Genomic DNA, 16,470 nt, shown 5'->3' on the forward strand with positions numbered 1-16,470 from the left:
ATCCGCGGCCTTGGCGTTTCGGCGGGGCAGCGCCGGAACGCTAGTGTTCGATCATGCCGAGGACGACCTCTTCGGTCCCGCGCATGCCGGGGTCGTTGAGGCGGCCGAGGTTGGCGAAGCTCGCGTCCACGCCCGCGCCGAGGATGCCGTCGCCGTCGGGCACGTGTACGCCCTCCACGGCGAGGGTGGCGAGGTCGATCGCCGCGCCGACCACGGTGGCCACCTTGTAGGCGCAGGAGGCCTTGGCGCCGTCGCAGAGCAGCCCGGCGAAGGTGCCGATCATCGACTGCATGGCGTGCTCCTGCGCCGCGAGGCCGCCGCCCAGCAGATAGGCGGCGGCGGCGGCGAGCCCGGTGGCGGGGGCCACGGCGCAGCCGCAGAAGGCGGTGAGCTTGCCGGTGTGGGCCTTGATCGCCACGGTGATGATCGACGAGATGGCGAGCGCGCGGGCGAGTTCTGCGCGGCTGGCGCCGATCGACTGGGCGAAGCCGAGGACGCCGAGGAAGTTGGTGATGCCGTGGTTGCCGCTGCCGGTGATCGCCATCACGGGGACCGGCGCGCCGCTCATGCGCGCTTCGCTGGCGGCGCCCGCAAGGGCTTGCGCAGCGGCGCGGGGGGAGGGGGAGGCCTGTGCGTGTTGGGAGAGCGCACGGCCGAGCGGCGCGCCGGAATCGAGGTCGGCTCGCGCGGCGGCGGCGGTGAGGTCCGCCGCTTCGATGAGGAACTCCAGGTCGGCGGCGGGAATGTGCGCCACCACGTCCAGCAGGTGGGCCACCGGCACGTCGCGCAGCATGGTGGCGGGGTCGGCCTCTTCCGGCGGCGCGTCGTCGCGCAGCAGCGTCTCGCCGTTCTTCGTCACCAGGGTGAAGCGGTCGTGCGCGCCGGTGATTTCGGCGAGCGCGGCGTCGCCGCCCGCTTCGGCCTCGGCGCGCAGGTAGAGGCCGTCGTCGCCGAGTTCGAAGGTGGCGTGCACCCGGCCCTCGCGCAGCAGGCCGGTGGCCTGGGCGATGGTGTCCTGGGTCACCGCGTCGAGCACGGCGAGCCCCGCCGCGGCCTTGCCGATCACCGCGCCGAGCGCGGCGGCGGGGGCGATGCCGCGGAACGGCGTGCCCGGCACGCCGGCATGCGCCGCGTTCTTGTAGACGTTGGGGCTGACGGTGATCCGCAGTTTCTCCGGCACGCGGCCCAGCGCCTCGGCGGCGCGCGCCGCGACCAGGGCGGCGGCGCCGACCTCGGTGCAGCCGGTGGCGCGGCAGATTTCCTCTTTGAGAACCGCGATGACGGCCGCCTCGCCGATGTCCTGCCGTACGTCTCCACGCATCACGCGAATCTCCTTTACCATTCGTCCCCGCCGCGGCGGCTGGGCATGCGCAACATGCGCAAGCGCCGCCGTGCGAGATTTTCGACTGAGGAGAAGCTACCACCGGGGGGCTAAAATATGTTTGCAAAGTATTGCGCATGAAACGCAATAACTAGAATAATTTACTCATATATCTGGGAAAATAAGGAGATGATTTTTCTATAATATCTCTATGGAAAAAATTATCCCACAAGGCGTGGCGACGCGGCATCCCCGGCGTCCGCGTGGGACGCCGGGGGCCACGGCGAGGCGTGGGGCGTCAGCCCCCCGCGAAGGCCTCCGGCATCACCAGCTTGGGCAGGAACAGCATGAGGTCGGGGAACAGCGACCCCAGCACGATCATGCCGATGGTGATGCAAAGGATGGGGATCACCGCGACGAAGGCGCGCGTCGCGGAGATCTCGGCGATCTGGCAGCCGATCAGCAGGCAGATGCCGTAGGGCGGCGTCACCAGGCCGGTGGTCAGCGACAGCACCACGATCAGGCCCATGTGCACGTCGTTGATGTGCGCCACGTCGCCGAGCGCCTGGATGATCGGCAGGAAGATGATCACCGCGGTCACCGGGCTCAGCACCGTGCCGACGATGATCAGGAAGCCCGAGATCATCATCATGATGCCGAACGAGGAGTGGGTGATCGACAGGATGAAGGTGGCGATGTCGTTGGCGATGTTGAGGTAGGCGATCAGCCAGCCCATGATCCCGGCGGTGGCGACGCAGAACATCGGCAGGGAATAGTCCACCACGGCGCGGCCGAGCACGTAGGGCAGGTCGCGGATCGACAGCTCGCGGTAGACGAAGAGGGCGAGGATGAGGCCCAGCACCACGGCCACGGCGGCGGCCTCGGTGGCGGTGAACACGCCGCTCATGATGCCGCCGAGGATGATCGCGGGCAGCAACAGCGGCGGGATGGCGTTGTAGACCGCCTTGGCCACCTCGGAAACCGGCTGGCGCGGCGTCGGCTCCATGCCGTTCTTCACCGCGACGTAGTAGGTGTAGGCCATCTGGCCGACGCCGATGAGGATGCCCGGCACCAGCCCGCCGATGAACAGCGCGCCGATCGAGACGTTGCCGAAGGCGCCGTAGAGCACCATCAGGATGCTCGGCGGGATGACCATGCCCAGCGTCGAGGAGCAGGCGGTGATCGCCACGGTGTAGGGAAGGTCGTAACCCGCCTTCTTCATCGCGGGAATGAGCACCGAGCCGATGGAGGCGGTGTCCGCCGCGCCGGAGCCGGAAATGCAGCCGAACATCATGCTGGCGAGCACGTTGACGTGGCCCAGGCCGCCGCGGATCGGGCCGACGAGGGTGTCGGCCACCTTGAGCAGGCGGTCGGTGATGCCGCCGTCGTTCATCAGCTTGCCGAGAAAGAGGAAGAACGGCACGGCGAGCAGCGAGAACGAGTTGATGCCGGAGAACATCTGGTTGGCCACCGTCACCGGCGACAGGCCGAGGGTGAGGATGGTGACGAGGGATGAGGCGGCGAGCGCGAACGCGATCGGCACCCGCAACAGGATGAGGAGCAGGAAGCCGCCGATGAGAAGAATGGTGTCGCCCATGGTTCAGGCCTCCGCCGGGGTCTGCTGCAACGACCGCAGGTCGTCGATGAGGTTTTCGATCCAGAAGGAGAGCATCGCCGCGGCGGCGATCGGCATGGAGACGTAGGTATAGGCCCACGGCACCTCCAGCGCCTCGGATTCGTTGAACATGCTCATGTCGGTGTATTGCCAGCCGTAGACCAGCATCACCAGGATGACGGCCAGCGTCACCGTATGCGCGACGAACTTGAGCGCGATATTGATGCGCACGAAGCGCGGCGGGAAGATCTCGATATCGTAGTGCACGCGCCGCCGCACCGCGACGGCGGAGCCCAGCATGATCGTCCAGAGGAAGAGCATGCGGGCGATCTCGTCCAGCCAGGTAATCGGGATTTGCAGATAATTGCGGGCGACGACCTGGGTGAAGATGGCGACGATGTAGAGGGAGAACATCGGCCATGCAACCAGGATGAGGGCGCGCTCGACAAGGGAATTGACGGTCTTTAACACCAAACCCTCCGCTCGGATCGATCGTGTTGTGAGGTCTCTCTGAGACAGCGGCGGCGGGGGACGCAACCCCCGCCGCCGGAAGCGGGTCTTACTTCGTCATGTCGCGGATCATCTTCAGCATGTCCTCGGCGCCGGCTTCCTTGGCGAAGCGCTCATGCAGCGGGACGATCTTGTCCATGAAGGCCTTCTTGTCCACCGCGGTGACCTTGGCGCCCTTGGACTCGAGCTGCTTGATGAACTGGGCGTCGTATTCCTCGCCCTTGTCGGTGATCACCTTGCCGGCATCGGCCGCGACCTCGCGGAGAATCTTGGCATAGGCGGGCGGCAGCTTCTTCAGCGTCGCCGAGCCGACCGAGATGTGGGAGGTCATGATCTGGTGCTCGGTCTTGCTGTGGTAGGGCGCGACTTCATAGAGCTTGGCGCCGTAGTACGAGCTGACGGTGCTCTCGAAGGCGTTGACCACGCCGGTCTGGGTGGCGGAGTAGACTTCGGTCCACGGCAGCGAGGTGGGCACCGCGCCGAGGGTGGCCCACATCACCGAGGCCATCTTGGCGCCGGGGACGCGCATCTTCATGCCGTCGAGGTCGGCGGGCGTCTTCACCGGGCGCAGCGAGTTGCTGAAGTTGCGGGTGCCGCCGCTGCACAGGGAGAGAAGCTCGAAGCCGACGCCCTTTTTCGCCACCTTCTCCTGGATGTGCTTGACCACCGGGCTGGTCGGCGCGGTGACCTTGCGGAAGGCGTCGAGGTCCTTGAACAGGTAGTCGATGCTGAACACCTGGAAGTCCTTGACGAAGGCGGTGGCGTTGGTGGTGCCGCCGATGATCAGGTCGATGCTGCCCAGGCGCATCTGGTCGATCGCGGTCTTGTCGTCGCCGAGCGAGCCGCTGTCGTAGACCTTGATGGTGACCTCGCCGTTGGTGCGCTTGGCCATTTCCTTGGACATGAACTCCGCGCCCGTGATCCACGGATGCGGCGCCTTGACCACGGTGGCGAGCTTCAGCTCGTATTTGGCCGCGAACGCGGGTCCGGCGAACCCCACGGCGGCGGCGACCAGTCCCATACCCAACGCGCTCAAGTAGTTCTTCATGGTGTGCTCCTCTGGCTTGGAGGGGGTCTCTCGATGAATGGCGTATTCGGTCAAACGGTAACCGGACCGGCCTCGTCCGCGGTCCGACGGATGCAATCGATCAGATGACAGGGAACTTGCGAGGCGATGGTACAACCCGGTGCGAGGATCATCCGGCGCCCGCCGGTCTGGGCGATGGCGTCCTTGATCTCCGCGCGCAGGGCGGGCAGGGAGCGGCCGATCACCTTGGTGTGGTCGAAGCCGCCCATCAGGCACTTTCCGGGGAAGAATTCGCGCGCCGCGGCGAGCGAGGGGTTGGTTTCGTGGCGGTCGGCCCAGGAAAGAACCTCGAAGGGGTAGTCCTTGATGCGGTCGAAGTCGAGGTGCCACTGGCAGGCGTGCAGCACGCGCACCATGCCCTTCATCTCCTCGAGAATGGCGATGTCGTAGGGCTTGTGGAACTCGTTGAAGATGGCCTCGTCGATGCCGATGCCGTGCGGCGGGCGGATCGCGCCGTGGATCGAATAGAGCACGCTGTCCACGCCGATCTTCTTGAGTTCGCGGATGTAGAGGATGAGGCTTTCGGTCAGCGCCTCGAGCATCGGCTTCGATTCGCGGGGGTTGTCGTAGATCATCTGCGTGGTGTCGAGGCCGGTTTTGCGGGTGATCTGCTGCACCGGGTCGAAGGAGGTGTCCATCAGCGGCCAGTCGGCGCCGAGGTCGGCGCGCAGCACGCGGTGCAGGCGGAACTGCTGCTGGAAGGAATCGTCCGCCATGTCGGCGACGCCGATCTTCGCCATGTCGCGCGGGGACTCGAAGGTTTCCATGCCGGCGGGCAGGGGCCAGCGGTAGTCGCTGATCACCTTGGCCACGTCGAGGTCGAACTCCCGGAAGAAGCGGGCGTGCAGCCGGGCCGATTCGGCCCCGTCGAGGGAGCTGGTGACGAAATGCAGCCACATGATGAAGGGGATGCGGTCTACGGAGCGGCCTTCGACGGCGGCATGGAAGCGGTCCATTCTGTTCATGGCGTCAGGGTCCTGCTGGCGGTGCGGGGGCACCGTGGGTTGGAGGTGCGTCGGCCCGAAGCGGTACGTGCTCATGCTTTGGGCTGGTTTTTTTCAATGCCGCAAATTGTAGCACGGCGGTTTGAAAAAGCTTGCTAAGTGCGTGGGCGATGTTCCAGAATTAGAGAAAAAGATGCCCATACACACATATCTTGTGGTAGATTATCCCAATGGACGCTCTGGACAAGAAAATTCTTTCCCTGCTGCAGCAGAACGCCACGCTCCCGGTCGCGGAAATCGGCGAGCGCATCGGTCTGTCCTCCACGCCGTGCTGGCGCCGCATCCAGAAACTCGAAGCCGACGGCGTGATCCGCCGCCGCGTCGCCCTGCTGGACCCGGCGAAGATGAACGTGGGGGTCACCGTGTTCATCGCCGTGCGCACCAACCATCACTCCCGCGAATGGCTTCAGAAATTCCAAGTCGCGGTGCAGGACATCCCGGAGATCGTCGAATTCTACCGCATGAGCGGCGACATCGACTATCTTCTGCGCGCCGTGGTGCCCGACATCGCGGCCTACGATTCGGTCTACAAGCGCCTCATCGAGCGCATCGAACTGTCCGACGTGACCTCGATGTTCGCCATGGAGACGATCAAGTCCACCACCGAACTGCCGGTGAGCTACGCCCCCTGACCCCGAAAAGCAGGGGAGGCGCTGGGCGTAGGGTCTAACAACAATTGATGAATGTCAATTACTATAAATAACACAGAAATTGTGTTGTAATGGCGCCCGCCACAGCCTGGGATGATTGAGTCCCGGCGGTGAGGATGCTAGACTGCAACGCTTTTCCGCCACGGGAAGGCTTGGTTTTCATGAAAGTGTGTGTGCCTTGACCAATACGCCGATCAAAGCGACCGGGGCCGATATCCAGCCCATCCACATCGAAGAAGAAATGAAGCGCTCCTACCTCGATTACGCGATGAGCGTGATCGTGGCCCGCGCCATTCCGGATGTCCGCGACGGGCTGAAGCCGGTGCACCGCCGCATCATGTATTCGATGAAGGAAAGCGGTTACGACCATACGAAACCTTTCAGAAAGTCGGCGCGCATCGTCGGCGACGTGATGGGCCGCTACCACCCGCACGGCGACTCCGCGATCTACGACGCGATGGTGCGCATGGCGCAGGATTTCTCGATGCGCCTGCCGCTGGTCAGCGGCCAGGGCAACTTCGGCTCGATGGACGGCGACCCGCCCGCGGCGATGCGCTACACCGAGGCGCGCCTGGCGAAGAGCGCGCAGTGCCTGCTCGACGACATCGACAAGGACACCGTCGCCTTCCAGCCCAATTACGACGACAGCTCGCAAGAGCCGATGGTGCTTCCGGCGCGGTTCCCCAATCTTCTCGTCAACGGCGCGGGCGGCATCGCCGTCGGCATGGCCACCAACATTCCGCCGCACAACCTGGGCGAAGTGGTGGACGCCTGCTGCGCCTACATCGAGAACCCGGATATCGGCCTCGACGAGCTGATGGGGATCGTTCCCGGCCCGGATTTCCCCACCGGCGGCACCATCGTCGGCCGCGCCGGATCGCACGCCGCCTATGCCACCGGGCGCGGTTCGGTGATCCTCCGCGCCAAGTGCGAGATCGAGGAAATCCGCAAGGACCGCATGGCCGTGGTGGTGCACGAGGTGCCCTACCAGGTCAACAAGGCGGCGATGATCGAGAAGATCGCCGAACTGGTGCGCGACAAGAAGATCGACGGCATCGCCGCCCTGCGCGACGAATCCGACCGCCGCGGCGTGCGCGTGGTGATCGAGCTGAAGCGCGACGCCCAGCCCGACGTCGTGCTCAACCAGCTCTACCGCTTCACGCCGCTGCAAAGCTCGTTCGGCGTCAACATGCTGGCGCTCAACGAGGGGCGGCCGCAACTGCTCACCCTGAAGGAGGTGATCGTCGCCTTCGTCCGCTTCCGCGAGGAGGTGGTGCGCCGCCGCACCGAGTTCGAACTCGCGCGCGCGCGCGACCGCGCCCACGTGTTGGTCGGCCTCGCCATCGCGGTGGCCAACCTGGACGAGGTGATCGCGCTGATCCGCGCCGCCTCCGACCCGACCTCGGCGCGCGAGGGGCTGATGGCGCGCGACTGGCCCGCCGCCGACGTGGAGCCCCTGATCGCGCTGATCGACGAGCCGGGCCGCGGCGTGGTGGACGGCGCCTACCGCCTCTCCGAGACGCAGGCCCGCGCCATCCTGGATCTGCGCCTGCACCGCCTGACCGGGCTGGAACGCGACAAGGTGCACGACGAGATCCGCGAGATCGGCCTGAAGATCGAGGATTACCTGGGAACCCTGCGCTCGCGCGAAAAGCTCTACGGCATCATCCGCGGCGAACTCTTGGAGGTGAAGGGCCTTTATGCCGACCCGCGGCGCACGATGTTCGAGGAGAACGAGTTCGAGCACGACATCGAGGACCTCATTCCGCGCGAGGAGATGGTCGTCACCTACAGCTCGAAGGGCTATGTGAAGCGGGTGCCGCTCTCCACCTACCGCGCGCAGAAGCGCGGCGGCAAGGGCCGCGCCGGCATGGCGACGCGCGAGGAGGACTACGTGCGCCGCGTCTATTCGGCCAGCACCCACACGCCGCTTCTGTTCTTCTCCTCCCTCGGCATGGTCTACAAGCTCAAGGCCTACCGCCTGCCGCTGGGCAACCCGCAGTCGCGCGGCAAGCCGCTGGTCAACCTTCTGCCGTTGCAGGAGAACGAGACCATCGCCGCGATTCTCCGCCTGCCGGAGGACGAGGCCGAGTGGGAGAAGATGTTCATCGCCTTCGCCACGGCGCGCGGCAACGTGCGGCGCAACCTGCTGTCGGACTTCGGCAACGTGATGTCCAACGGCAAGATCGCGATGAAGCTGGATTCCGGCGACCGCCTGATCTCGGTGCGCAACTGCTCCTCCGAGGACGACCTCTTCCTCTCCACCCGCAAGGGCAAGTGCATCCGCTTCCCGATCGACGAGGTGCGGGTGTTCGCCGGGCGCACCTCCACCGGCGTGCGCGGCATCCGGCTGGCCGCCGACGACGACGTGATCGGCCTCACCGTGCTGCGCCACACCGCCTACGACGTGGAAACCCGCGACGCCTACCTCAAGCGCCGCCGCCTGGAAGAGCACGCCGCCGAGGGCGAGGAGGCGGTGGAACCCTCCGCCGCGATCTCCGACGACCTCTATGCGGAGATGCACGAGGCGGAGCAGTTCATGCTGGTGGTCACCGAGAACGGCTTCGGCAAGCGCACCTCGGCCTACGACTACCGCATCACCGGGCGCGGCGGGCAGGGGATCATGAACATCGACGCCACCGACCGCAACGGCGACGTGGTGGCCAGCTTCCCGGTCAAGGATTCCGACCAGGTGATGCTGGTCAGCGACGGTGGACAGTTGATCCGGATGCCGGTGCATGATATCCGCATTGCTGCGAGAAAGACGCAGGGCGTCACCCTGTTCCGCACGGCGGAGGACGAGCGCGTGGTGTCCGCCACCCGCCTCGACGACGCCGATATGGAAGAGGAGAACGGCGACGTCCTGGACGACACGGAAAACGGCGCCGGGGCCGACGCGCCGGAGCGCGCACCGGAGATGGACGATGTGCCGCCCGGCGAAGCATAGGCCCGATCGCTGCGCCGCGGGGGCGGCGCACACGATATGAACTCTAAGGGGGAGGGAGCTGGACCATGTCCGTCGGGATCGGCATCTATCCGGGGACGTTCGACCCCATCACCAACGGGCACCTCGACATCGTCGCCCGTTCGTTGCGGCTGGTGGACCACCTGATCGTCGGCGTCGCGGCAAGCGACGGCAAATCGCCGATGTTTCCGGTGGAGGAGCGGGTGGAGATGGCGCAACGCGAGGTCGCGGCGCTGGACCTGCCGCCGGGCAAATGCGCGGAGGTGCGGCCCTTCTCCAACCTCTTGATGAATTTCGCGCTGGAGTGCGGCGCCAAGTTCATCATCCGCGGGCTGCGCGCGGTCTCCGACTTCGAATACGAGTTCCAGATGTGCGGCATGAACGTGCGGCTCAACTCGGATATCGAAACGGTGTTCCTGATGGCGTCGGAACACAACCAGTTCATCTCCTCGCGTTTCGTCAAGGAGGTGGGACGCCTCGGCGGCGACGTCGGTCAGTTCGTGCCGTCGCGGGTGCAAAAGCAGTTGCTGGAACAGTTCCGGAAAGAGGCACGATGATACGCACGATGCAAACCTATGGGCGGTCCCTGGCGCGCTGGGCGCTGGGGCCGGCCGCCGCCGCGATGATAGTTATGGGAGGATGCCTGGTGAGCGAGAACACCGCCGAAGCCGCGCCGTTGGACCCCGAGAACACCCTGATCATGGAACTGCCCGCGGGCAAGGTGGTGATCGCCATGCGCCCCGACCTCGCGCCCAACCATGTGGCGCGGATCAAGGAGCTGGCGCGCGAGGGCTTCTACGACGGCACGCCGTTCCACCGCGTCATCCCCGGCTTCATGGCCCAGGGCGGCGACCCCACGGGCACCGGCTCCGGCGGTTCCGGCAAGAAGCTGAAGGCGGAATTCTCCAAGGCCAAACACGTGCGCGGCACCGCCTCGATGGCGCGCGCCGCCAGCCCCGACAGCGCCGACAGCCAGTTCTTCATCTGCTTCGCGCCCGCGCCGTTCCTCGACGGCAAATACACCGTCTGGGGCGAGGTGGCCGAAGGCATGGACGTGGTGGACCAGATCAAGAAGGGCTCCGAGTCCAACAACGGCCAGGTGCGCGAGCCCACCAAGATCGTCTCGGTCAAGGTGATGGCCGACGCCGAACGGATGAAGGGCCTGAAATAAGGGCTCGCGGAATTGCGGCTTGACCGCGGGGGGCGGCGCCGATTATGGTCCGCCTTCCCCGGTTTCCGGCGGAAACGTGCGAGCGCGTAGCTCAGTCGGTAGAGCAGCTGACTTTTAATCAGCGGGTCGTGGGTTCGAGTCCCGCCGCGCTCACCATAGAATTCAAGGGGTTGCGCCGACAGGCTCAACCCCTTTTTCGTTCACTCCGCCAGCGCCATCAGTTGCGAGGGAAAGGGGGCGGCGAGGGGGAGGATTTCGGCGAGGTCGCCGCTGAGCCAGCGCGCCTCGCCCTCCCACTCGCAGAATTCCGTCAATGCTGCCCGGCAGTCAGGTTAGAAGTGGGAATCTTCCACCTCTAACCACTGTCCCCACGGCGGGGATGGGGTTTATTTGTAGCTACGGAAAATCTTGACGCACAGCATCAATGTAGCTACATTAATTCACATGAACATCACCTACGACCCTCCGAAGCGCCTTGCCAATCTCGATAAGCACGGGATGGACTTCGCCGATCTGGAGGACGGGGTGTTCTTCCTGAATGCGCTCGTGGTGCCTGCGAAAGAGGGGCGGTTCGAGGACGGCACTACTGCCGTGGTGTTCGCCACGCTCGGAACCGAGGGCATCGCCGTCATCAGCATGCGGCCCGCGAGCAAGACCGAAAGGAGGCTGTTCGATGCCCACCACGCGTAAGGGATATACCGACGCCGACATGACTGCCGTTTCCGACAACCCGGAATGGACCGAGGCCGACTTCAAGAACGCCAAGCCGTTCGCCGAGGCTTTCCCCGAACTCGCCCACAAGCTGCGCGGTCGTCCGAAGGCAGAATCCCCGAAGCGACAGGTGACGCTGCGCCTCGACGCAGACGTGCTGGAGCATTTCCGTGCGGGCGGCCCGGGCTGGCAGAGCCGCATCAATGCCGATCTCCGAAAGGTCGCCGGGCTGAAGTGAAGTAACCGCACTTGCACCCGCCGCATGGAGCGGGCGCACAGGTGGCAACGCATTTCCGTTCACTCCGCCAGCGCCATCAACTGCGATGGGAAGGGCGCGGCGAGGGGGAGGACCTCGGCGATGTTGCCGCTGAGCCAGCGCGCCTCGTCCTCCGGGTGGAGGATCACCGGCATCGCCTTGGGGTGGACCGGCGCGACCAGCGCATTCGGCGCGCAGGTGAGAAAGGCGTAGACCGGCCCCGCCGCGGTCTGCCGCCAGATTCCCGCGAAACTGAAAATCTCCAGCGACGGCACGGAGAACCAGCGGTCGCGCTTGCGGCCCGCCTCGCCCTCCCATTCGCAGAATTCCGTCACCGGCACCAGGCAGCGCTGCGCCGGGCGCGCCAGCGCGTCGCGCCAGAAGGGGGAGGCAAGATTGCGCACGTTGACCACCGGCGCGCGGCCGTTCGGCGGCGGCGGAAATCCCCAGCCCATCGTCCCCAGACGCAACTCGCCCTTCACCGCGCACACCGCCCAGCCCCGCCGCTTGGGGAACGCCTCCACGCCGGGCGCATCGCACGCCGCCTCCACCGCGCCATACCGCTCCGCCAGCTTCTTCCCGCTCGCTCCGACCCGGTACCGCGTGCACATCTCCGCCTCCAGAAATGCTGGCGGGGCTGCCGCCCCGCGCCCCGCTTGGAGGGCCTTGGGCCCTCCAAACCTCCCTTACTTTTTTGCCGCGAAGCGGCAGGCAATATCCACGTTGCAGCCATACAAGTTTATGGCGCTACGCGCAAAAACCAAAGTTATGGGGTGCGCGAGGGGACCGAGTCCCCTCGCAAGGTTTTTGCTTTTACCCCGCAGCGGCGGAGAGGTCGAGCCAGGCGTCGAGGATTGCGGCGCCGGTGGCCTGGGCCTTGGGGAAATCCTTGTGCACGGCGGCTTCGATCGCCGCGGCTTCCTCCGGGGATGGTTTGCCGGAGCCGGTTTTCACCCAGTCGAGGAGGGTTTGCGGCGTCGCCTCGACGTGGCACTGGAAGCCGTAGACGCGCGGCCCCACGCGGAACGCCTGGTGCGCGCAGGCATTGCTGGAAAGCAGCAATTCCGCGCCTGCGGGCAGATCGAAGCTGTCGCGGTGCCAGGAGGTGAGGAGCAGCGGCCCGGCGGGGACGATCGAGGCGGGGGCGCCGGGCGGCGCGGCCATGGCGATCAGCCCGCGTTCGAAGCCGGTTTCCATGCGCCGCACCCGTGCGCCGAGGGCGCGGGCGAGCAGCTGGCCGCCGAGGCAGAGGCCGAGCACCGGCTTTTCCGCGCCGATGAAGCCGCGGATGGCGGCGATGATTGCGGAAAAGGCCGGGTTCTTGGCGTCGTCCCAGGCATCCTGCGGGCCGCCGAGCGCCACCAAACCATCCGCCGCCGTGGGGCCGGGCAGGGGGTCGCCCCGGTGCGGGTCCGTCAGCGTCATGGTCCAGCCGCGCGCCGCGATGCGTTCCGCCATCAGCCCGGCGGGTGCGCTCTTGGAATTGAGGATCACCAGGATATTCAAGATACTGCCGCCTTATGCCGATGCCGTTCCGATTTGGCCGCCATGCCTCCGCATGTCAAGCCCGTGGGCGGCGGGGGATTTTTCGCTTTCTTGACGCGCCGGGGGCTTGCGGAAACCCCGATGCGCACCGAAAATCATAGCCTTGGTTATATCTGAACAGGGTTTGCGACCATGCGTCTCCGTTACATTCCTCTGGTGCTGGCGGCCTTGGCCGTGGCGGGCTGCCAGACCGGTCCTTCGGCCAGCTCCTATCAGCGCGGCCAGATGATGCAGACCTCCTCCGTCCAGAAGGGGCGGATTCTCTCCATGCGCGTTGTGCAGACCGGCGGTGAGCAGAGCGGCGTCGGCATCGGCGCGGGCGCGGTGGCGGGCGGCGTCGCCGGGTCGTATCTCGGCGGCGGCGGCCGGGCCAACGCGCTGGGCGCGATCGGCGGCGCGCTGCTCGGCGGCGTCGCGGGCGCGGCGACGGAAAGCGCCGTCACCGAGGGTTCGGCCATCGAGTTCATCGTGCAGATGGACAACGGCTCGACCGTCGCCATCGTGCAGAGCAACGAGCAGCAGCTCGGCGTCGGCGAACGGGTGCTGATTCTCCAGGGCCGCGACACCCGCCTCGTCCGCGACACCACGATCCGATAAGGGTCAGCGGAAGGTCCAGATCGCGTTCAGGGCGTAATGCCAGAACAGCAGCATGCCGGTGACCGCGATCTGGGCGAGCAGATAGGGTACGCCCGCCTCCTTGACCAGGAGGGCCATCAGCAGCGCATTGAGCAGGAATCCGCTCCCCGCGACCGCCAGGAATTTGCCGGCGGCCTCGCGGTGGCGCTTGGTGCTGTGGAAGGTGAGGCGGTAGTTGAGCGCATAATTGACCAGCGCGCCCACCAGGAATCCCAGCACCGAACCGAGCACCGGGTCCATGCCGCGCAGCTCCACCAGCGCGGTGAGCGTGGCGTAATGCGCGCCGGTGCCGACCACTCCGACCGCCGCGAACCTCAGGAAACGCCGCGCCTGCATCTGCCAGTCGATCAATTTTCGCCTCGTTCCGCGCGGGTGATGGCGCGGCGGTCCTTGACCACGCCGATGGTGGTGCCCAGCCGCTTGATGTCGATCACCACCTTGCCGTCCATATCGTTCTCGCAACCGTCCTGGATCTGCGAGATGAAGAAGTCGGCGGTGAGCCAGTTGGTGGTCATCCTGAACTTCGCGGGCAGGTATTCGTCGGCCTGGATCTGCTCGGCGCACACCGCGACGCGGTAGGGCGGGCCGAAGCGGCGGTCCTGCTTGCCGGAGGCTTCTTCCGCCGCGACCATTCGGGTCAGGCGGTTCGTGGCCTCGCGGATGGAATTGCCCCAGTAGTCGAATTCGTAACGCCCCGCCGCGCCGGAAACCCCGCCGGCCAAGCTGTTGTAGGCCACCGACTCATAGGGATGCAGGCGCACCAGGGTGCCCGCGTGCACCATCCACAGGGCGGCGCAGACGGCGAGGAAGGCACGTCCCATCCTCAATCCGAGGCGGCGCACGATGCAGTGATAGGCGGCGCGCAGGCCCAGCGTCGCCAGCACCGCAAGCGGCGGCAGCAGGAACATGTAGTGGCGCAGGCCGTTGTAGAGCACCGGGTCGGAGAACACCGCGTGGCCCATCGGCACCGCCACCGCCAGCAGCACCGGCAGCAGGCGCAGCGCGTGCAGGCGCTCGAAGCGGCGGCGGAAGGTGTCGAGCAGCGAGCACGCGCTGCCGCAGGCGAGCCCGAGGAGGGCGAGTTCCGGCAGGCGGATCGCCACATAGGTGGGCAGGTACCAGCGCGGCACGTCGGCGGCCTTGATCGCCACGCCGCCCAGGCGCGTCCACAGATTGATCGGGAAGCGGCGGAAGGTGTCGATGGCGACGAGGATGTTGCCGGGGGCGAGCACCGACCACGGCCAGGAGACCGCCATGATCGCAAGCCCCACCGCGCCCGCGGGCAAAAGGTGGAGGATCGAGGAGCCGAGGCCCCTGGCGAAGCCGCGGAAGCCCTCCCGCGTGTCCATTGCCGCGACGATGAGGAGAATGGCGATTTCCAGCCCGGCGTAGACCGCGACGATGCGCAGGCCCAGCGCGCAGCCCATGGCCGCGCCGAGGCCGATCACGTGGCGCGGCCGCGGCCGCGGCAGGTGCGGCGCGATGCGCGCGGCGTAATAGGTGACCCAGATCATCGCGCCGGCGAAGGAGACGTCCTTGGTGTGGTTGCACAGGGTGCCCCACCAGGCGCCGGTGGCGGCGAGCAGCAGCACCGCGACGCAGGCCCAGCCGTCGGAAGAGAGCAGGCGGGCGAGCCGCCAGGTGCCCCACATGCCGAGCATGCCGAAGACCGCGGTGAGCAGGTGGCGCCACTCGTAGGTGGCCATCGGCAGGTGCGGGCCGATGCCCGCGGCGATGAGGTCGAAGAGGCCGCCGTAGAGGTAGAGGTTGCGGTAGTGGAAGGCGTTGTCGTCGGCGAATCCGCTGGCGTAGTAGCGGATCAAAAGCTCGCCGTAGGTCTGCTGCACTTCCTCGTCGTTGGAGATGCCGTAGCGGTGGAAGGTGGCGAGCAGCAGGATGCCCATGACGGCGAACACCGCCAGGCTGGCGGTGCGTCCGGGTTTGGCCCGCAGGCGGGCGAAGAGGGAACTCACCGGCGTTTTCTCCCGGTTCCGGAGGCATCGGCATCGTCGAAGCCGACGCTGTCGGCGACCAGATACATCGGCCGCATCTTCACTTCCAGGAAAATCCGCCCGACGTATTCGCCGAGCACGCCGAGAGAGATCAACTGCACGCCGCCGAGGAACAGGGTGGAAACCATCAGTGACGCGTATCCGGGCACGTCGATGCCGAACACGGTGGTGGAAATCACCAGCCACAGGCCGTAGAGGGCGGAGAGTCCGGCGATGGTCACGCCGAGCACCGACCACACGCGCAGCGGCAGGGTGGAGAACGAGGTGATGCCGTCCCAGGCGTAGCGCAGCAGCTTGAGCAGGCTCCACGAGGAGCGGCCGCTGGCGCGGTCGGCCACGTCGAAGGGCAGGCACTCCTGGCGGAAGCCGACCCAGCTGGTGATCCCCTTCATGAAGCGGTTGCGCTCCGGCAGGGAAACGATCGCCTGCGCCACCTTGCGGTCGAACAGGCGGAAATCGCCCGCGCCCGGCGGAATGCGCACCTCGGAGACGGCGTCGAACAGGTGGTAGAAGGCGCGGCTGACCAGCCGCCGCAGCCAGGAATCGGTATCGCGGCGGCGGCGCACCGCGATCACCATGTCGGTGCCCGCGGTCCAGCACGCCACCATCTCGGGGATCAGCGCGGGCGGGTGCTGCAGGTCGGCGTCCATCAGCACCACGGCGTCGCCCTGGGCGTGGGCGAGCCCGGCGGCCATCGCCGCCTCCTTGCCGAAGTTGCGGGCGAAGCGCAACGCCTTGACTCGCGGGTCGGAACGGCTCAGTTCTTGCGCGATATCGAAGGTATTGTCGCGGCTGCCGTCATCCACCAGGATGATCTCGTGGCGCGGCGCGAGCGGCTCCAGCACCGGCGTCAGCGCCGCCAGGAGGGCGCGCAGGCCGTCGGATTCGTTGTAGCAGGGCACGACCACCGAGAGCAGGGCGGGCTGCCGCGGCGGAAGGGTTTCGGATTGCGGTGTCGGCTGCGCTTGGCGCATCGAAGAAAAACTC

General features: G+C 66.5%; 17 protein-coding genes and 1 tRNA gene. 8 read left to right on the forward strand and 10 right to left on the reverse strand.

The window, feature by feature from the left end; genetic code table 11:
- Positions 1-40 precede the first annotated feature (40 nt).
- The 5 genes from O7R11_RS00385 to O7R11_RS00405 form a co-directional block, all read right to left on the reverse strand.
- Positions 41-1,321, reverse strand: a complete 1,281-nt coding sequence (locus tag O7R11_RS00385) for an L-serine ammonia-lyase, iron-sulfur-dependent, subunit alpha (protein ID WP_337995492.1) — start codon at positions 1,319-1,321, stop codon at positions 41-43.
- A 298-nt stretch (positions 1,322-1,619) separates the two neighbouring features.
- Positions 1,620-2,918, reverse strand: coding sequence for a TRAP transporter large permease (locus tag O7R11_RS00390; RefSeq protein WP_337995493.1), 1,299 nt, complete (start codon positions 2,916-2,918; stop codon positions 1,620-1,622).
- 3 nt (positions 2,919-2,921) lie between these two features.
- Positions 2,922-3,407 carry a TRAP transporter small permease gene (locus O7R11_RS00395; protein ID WP_337995494.1) on the reverse strand — a complete coding sequence of 162 codons (486 nt, stop codon included), beginning with the start codon at positions 3,405-3,407 and terminating at the stop codon, positions 2,922-2,924.
- An 88-nt stretch (positions 3,408-3,495) separates the two neighbouring features.
- Entirely contained in the window at positions 3,496-4,494 is a 999-nt protein-coding gene (locus tag O7R11_RS00400) for a TRAP transporter substrate-binding protein (protein WP_337995495.1), read from the reverse strand.
- Between the two features lie 50 nt (positions 4,495-4,544).
- The gene (locus tag O7R11_RS00405) at positions 4,545-5,498 is read right to left on the reverse strand and encodes a uroporphyrinogen decarboxylase family protein (RefSeq protein ID WP_337995496.1); all 954 of its coding nucleotides are present in this window, start codon (positions 5,496-5,498) and stop codon (positions 4,545-4,547) included.
- A gap of 209 nt (positions 5,499-5,707) precedes the next feature.
- Here O7R11_RS00405 and O7R11_RS00410 point away from each other — a divergent pair, with 209 nt between their 5' ends.
- The 7 genes from O7R11_RS00410 to O7R11_RS00440 all read left to right on the forward strand — a co-directional run bounded on the left by O7R11_RS00410 (position 5,708) and on the right by O7R11_RS00440 (position 11,272).
- Positions 5,708-6,169: an Lrp/AsnC family transcriptional regulator gene (locus tag O7R11_RS00410; RefSeq protein WP_337995497.1), complete on the forward strand. Its 462-nt coding sequence runs from the start codon at positions 5,708-5,710 to the stop codon at positions 6,167-6,169.
- A gap of 196 nt (positions 6,170-6,365) precedes the next feature.
- Entirely contained in the window at positions 6,366-9,134 is a 2,769-nt protein-coding gene (gene gyrA / locus O7R11_RS00415) for a DNA gyrase subunit A (RefSeq protein WP_337995498.1), read from the forward strand.
- Positions 9,135-9,199: 65 nt separating this feature from the next.
- Positions 9,200-9,709: a pantetheine-phosphate adenylyltransferase gene (coaD, locus tag O7R11_RS00420; RefSeq protein WP_337995499.1), complete on the forward strand. Its 510-nt coding sequence runs from the start codon at positions 9,200-9,202 to the stop codon at positions 9,707-9,709.
- A 65-nt stretch (positions 9,710-9,774) separates the two neighbouring features.
- Entirely contained in the window at positions 9,775-10,323 is a 549-nt protein-coding gene (locus O7R11_RS00425; RefSeq protein ID WP_337995835.1) for a peptidylprolyl isomerase, read from the forward strand.
- A gap of 80 nt (positions 10,324-10,403) precedes the next feature.
- Positions 10,404-10,479: transfer RNA gene (locus O7R11_RS00430), tRNA-Lys, on the forward strand.
- Positions 10,480-10,731: 252 nt separating this feature from the next.
- Complete coding sequence (locus tag O7R11_RS00435; protein WP_337995500.1) at positions 10,732-11,013, forward strand: BrnT family toxin; 282 nt, start codon at positions 10,732-10,734, stop codon at positions 11,011-11,013.
- Positions 10,997-11,272, forward strand: coding sequence for a BrnA antitoxin family protein (locus tag O7R11_RS00440; protein ID WP_337995501.1), 276 nt, complete (start codon positions 10,997-10,999; stop codon positions 11,270-11,272). Before O7R11_RS00435 ends, O7R11_RS00440 begins: the two co-directional genes overlap by 17 nt.
- Before the next feature lie 59 nt (positions 11,273-11,331).
- On the opposite strand, the gene O7R11_RS00445 is transcribed toward O7R11_RS00440, so the two are convergent.
- Complete coding sequence (locus O7R11_RS00445) at positions 11,332-11,901, reverse strand: SOS response-associated peptidase (RefSeq protein WP_337995502.1); 570 nt, start codon at positions 11,899-11,901, stop codon at positions 11,332-11,334.
- Between the two features lie 202 nt (positions 11,902-12,103).
- Entirely contained in the window at positions 12,104-12,796 is a 693-nt protein-coding gene (locus O7R11_RS00450; RefSeq protein ID WP_337995503.1) for a type 1 glutamine amidotransferase, read from the reverse strand.
- Positions 12,797-12,967: 171 nt separating this feature from the next.
- On the opposite strand from O7R11_RS00450, the gene O7R11_RS00455 reads away from it, so the two are divergent.
- Complete coding sequence (locus O7R11_RS00455; protein ID WP_337995504.1) at positions 12,968-13,432, forward strand: outer membrane lipoprotein; 465 nt, start codon at positions 12,968-12,970, stop codon at positions 13,430-13,432.
- Positions 13,433-13,435: 3 nt separating this feature from the next.
- Here the strand turns inward: O7R11_RS00455 and O7R11_RS00460 are convergent, their stop codons facing one another.
- The 3 genes from O7R11_RS00460 to O7R11_RS00470 are packed head-to-tail and all read right to left on the reverse strand — an operon-like array spanning position 13,436 to position 16,457.
- Entirely contained in the window at positions 13,436-13,822 is a 387-nt protein-coding gene (locus O7R11_RS00460; protein WP_337995505.1) for a GtrA family protein, read from the reverse strand.
- A complete protein-coding gene (locus tag O7R11_RS00465; protein ID WP_337995506.1) occupies positions 13,819-15,444 on the reverse strand; it encodes a glycosyltransferase family 39 protein in 1,626 nt (541 codons plus the stop codon). Before O7R11_RS00465 ends, O7R11_RS00460 begins: the two co-directional genes overlap by 4 nt.
- Positions 15,441-16,457 (reverse strand): glycosyltransferase family 2 protein, encoded by a 1,017-nt coding sequence (locus tag O7R11_RS00470; protein WP_337995507.1) that lies wholly within the window; start codon positions 16,455-16,457, stop codon positions 15,441-15,443. The genes O7R11_RS00465 and O7R11_RS00470 overlap by 4 nt, the downstream gene beginning before the upstream one ends.
- Positions 16,458-16,470: the final 13 nt, after the last annotated feature.

This window comes from Oleispirillum naphthae (genome assembly GCA_027864655.1).
GTDB lineage: Bacteria > Pseudomonadota > Alphaproteobacteria > Rhodospirillales > Rhodospirillaceae > Oleispirillum > Oleispirillum naphthae.

Coding starts and splice junctions, on each gene's coding strand:
- O7R11_RS00405 (WP_337995496.1), bottom strand. CDS start 5,498: ATGAACAGAATGGACCGCTTCCATGCCGCCGTCGAAGGCCGCTCCGTA.
- coaD (WP_337995499.1), top strand. CDS start 9,200: ATGTCCGTCGGGATCGGCATCTATCCGGGGACGTTCGACCCCATCACC.
- O7R11_RS00400 (WP_337995495.1), bottom strand. CDS start 4,494: ATGAAGAACTACTTGAGCGCGTTGGGTATGGGACTGGTCGCCGCCGCC.
- O7R11_RS00410 (WP_337995497.1), top strand. CDS start 5,708: ATGGACGCTCTGGACAAGAAAATTCTTTCCCTGCTGCAGCAGAACGCC.
- O7R11_RS00440 (WP_337995501.1), top strand. CDS start 10,997: ATGCCCACCACGCGTAAGGGATATACCGACGCCGACATGACTGCCGTT.
- O7R11_RS00470 (WP_337995507.1), bottom strand. CDS start 16,457: ATGCGCCAAGCGCAGCCGACACCGCAATCCGAAACCCTTCCGCCGCGG.
- O7R11_RS00385 (WP_337995492.1), bottom strand. CDS start 1,321: ATGCGTGGAGACGTACGGCAGGACATCGGCGAGGCGGCCGTCATCGCG.
- O7R11_RS00455 (WP_337995504.1), top strand. CDS start 12,968: ATGCGTCTCCGTTACATTCCTCTGGTGCTGGCGGCCTTGGCCGTGGCG.
- O7R11_RS00445 (WP_337995502.1), bottom strand. CDS start 11,901: ATGTGCACGCGGTACCGGGTCGGAGCGAGCGGGAAGAAGCTGGCGGAG.
- O7R11_RS00425 (WP_337995835.1), top strand. CDS start 9,775: ATGATAGTTATGGGAGGATGCCTGGTGAGCGAGAACACCGCCGAAGCC.
- O7R11_RS00390 (WP_337995493.1), bottom strand. CDS start 2,918: ATGGGCGACACCATTCTTCTCATCGGCGGCTTCCTGCTCCTCATCCTG.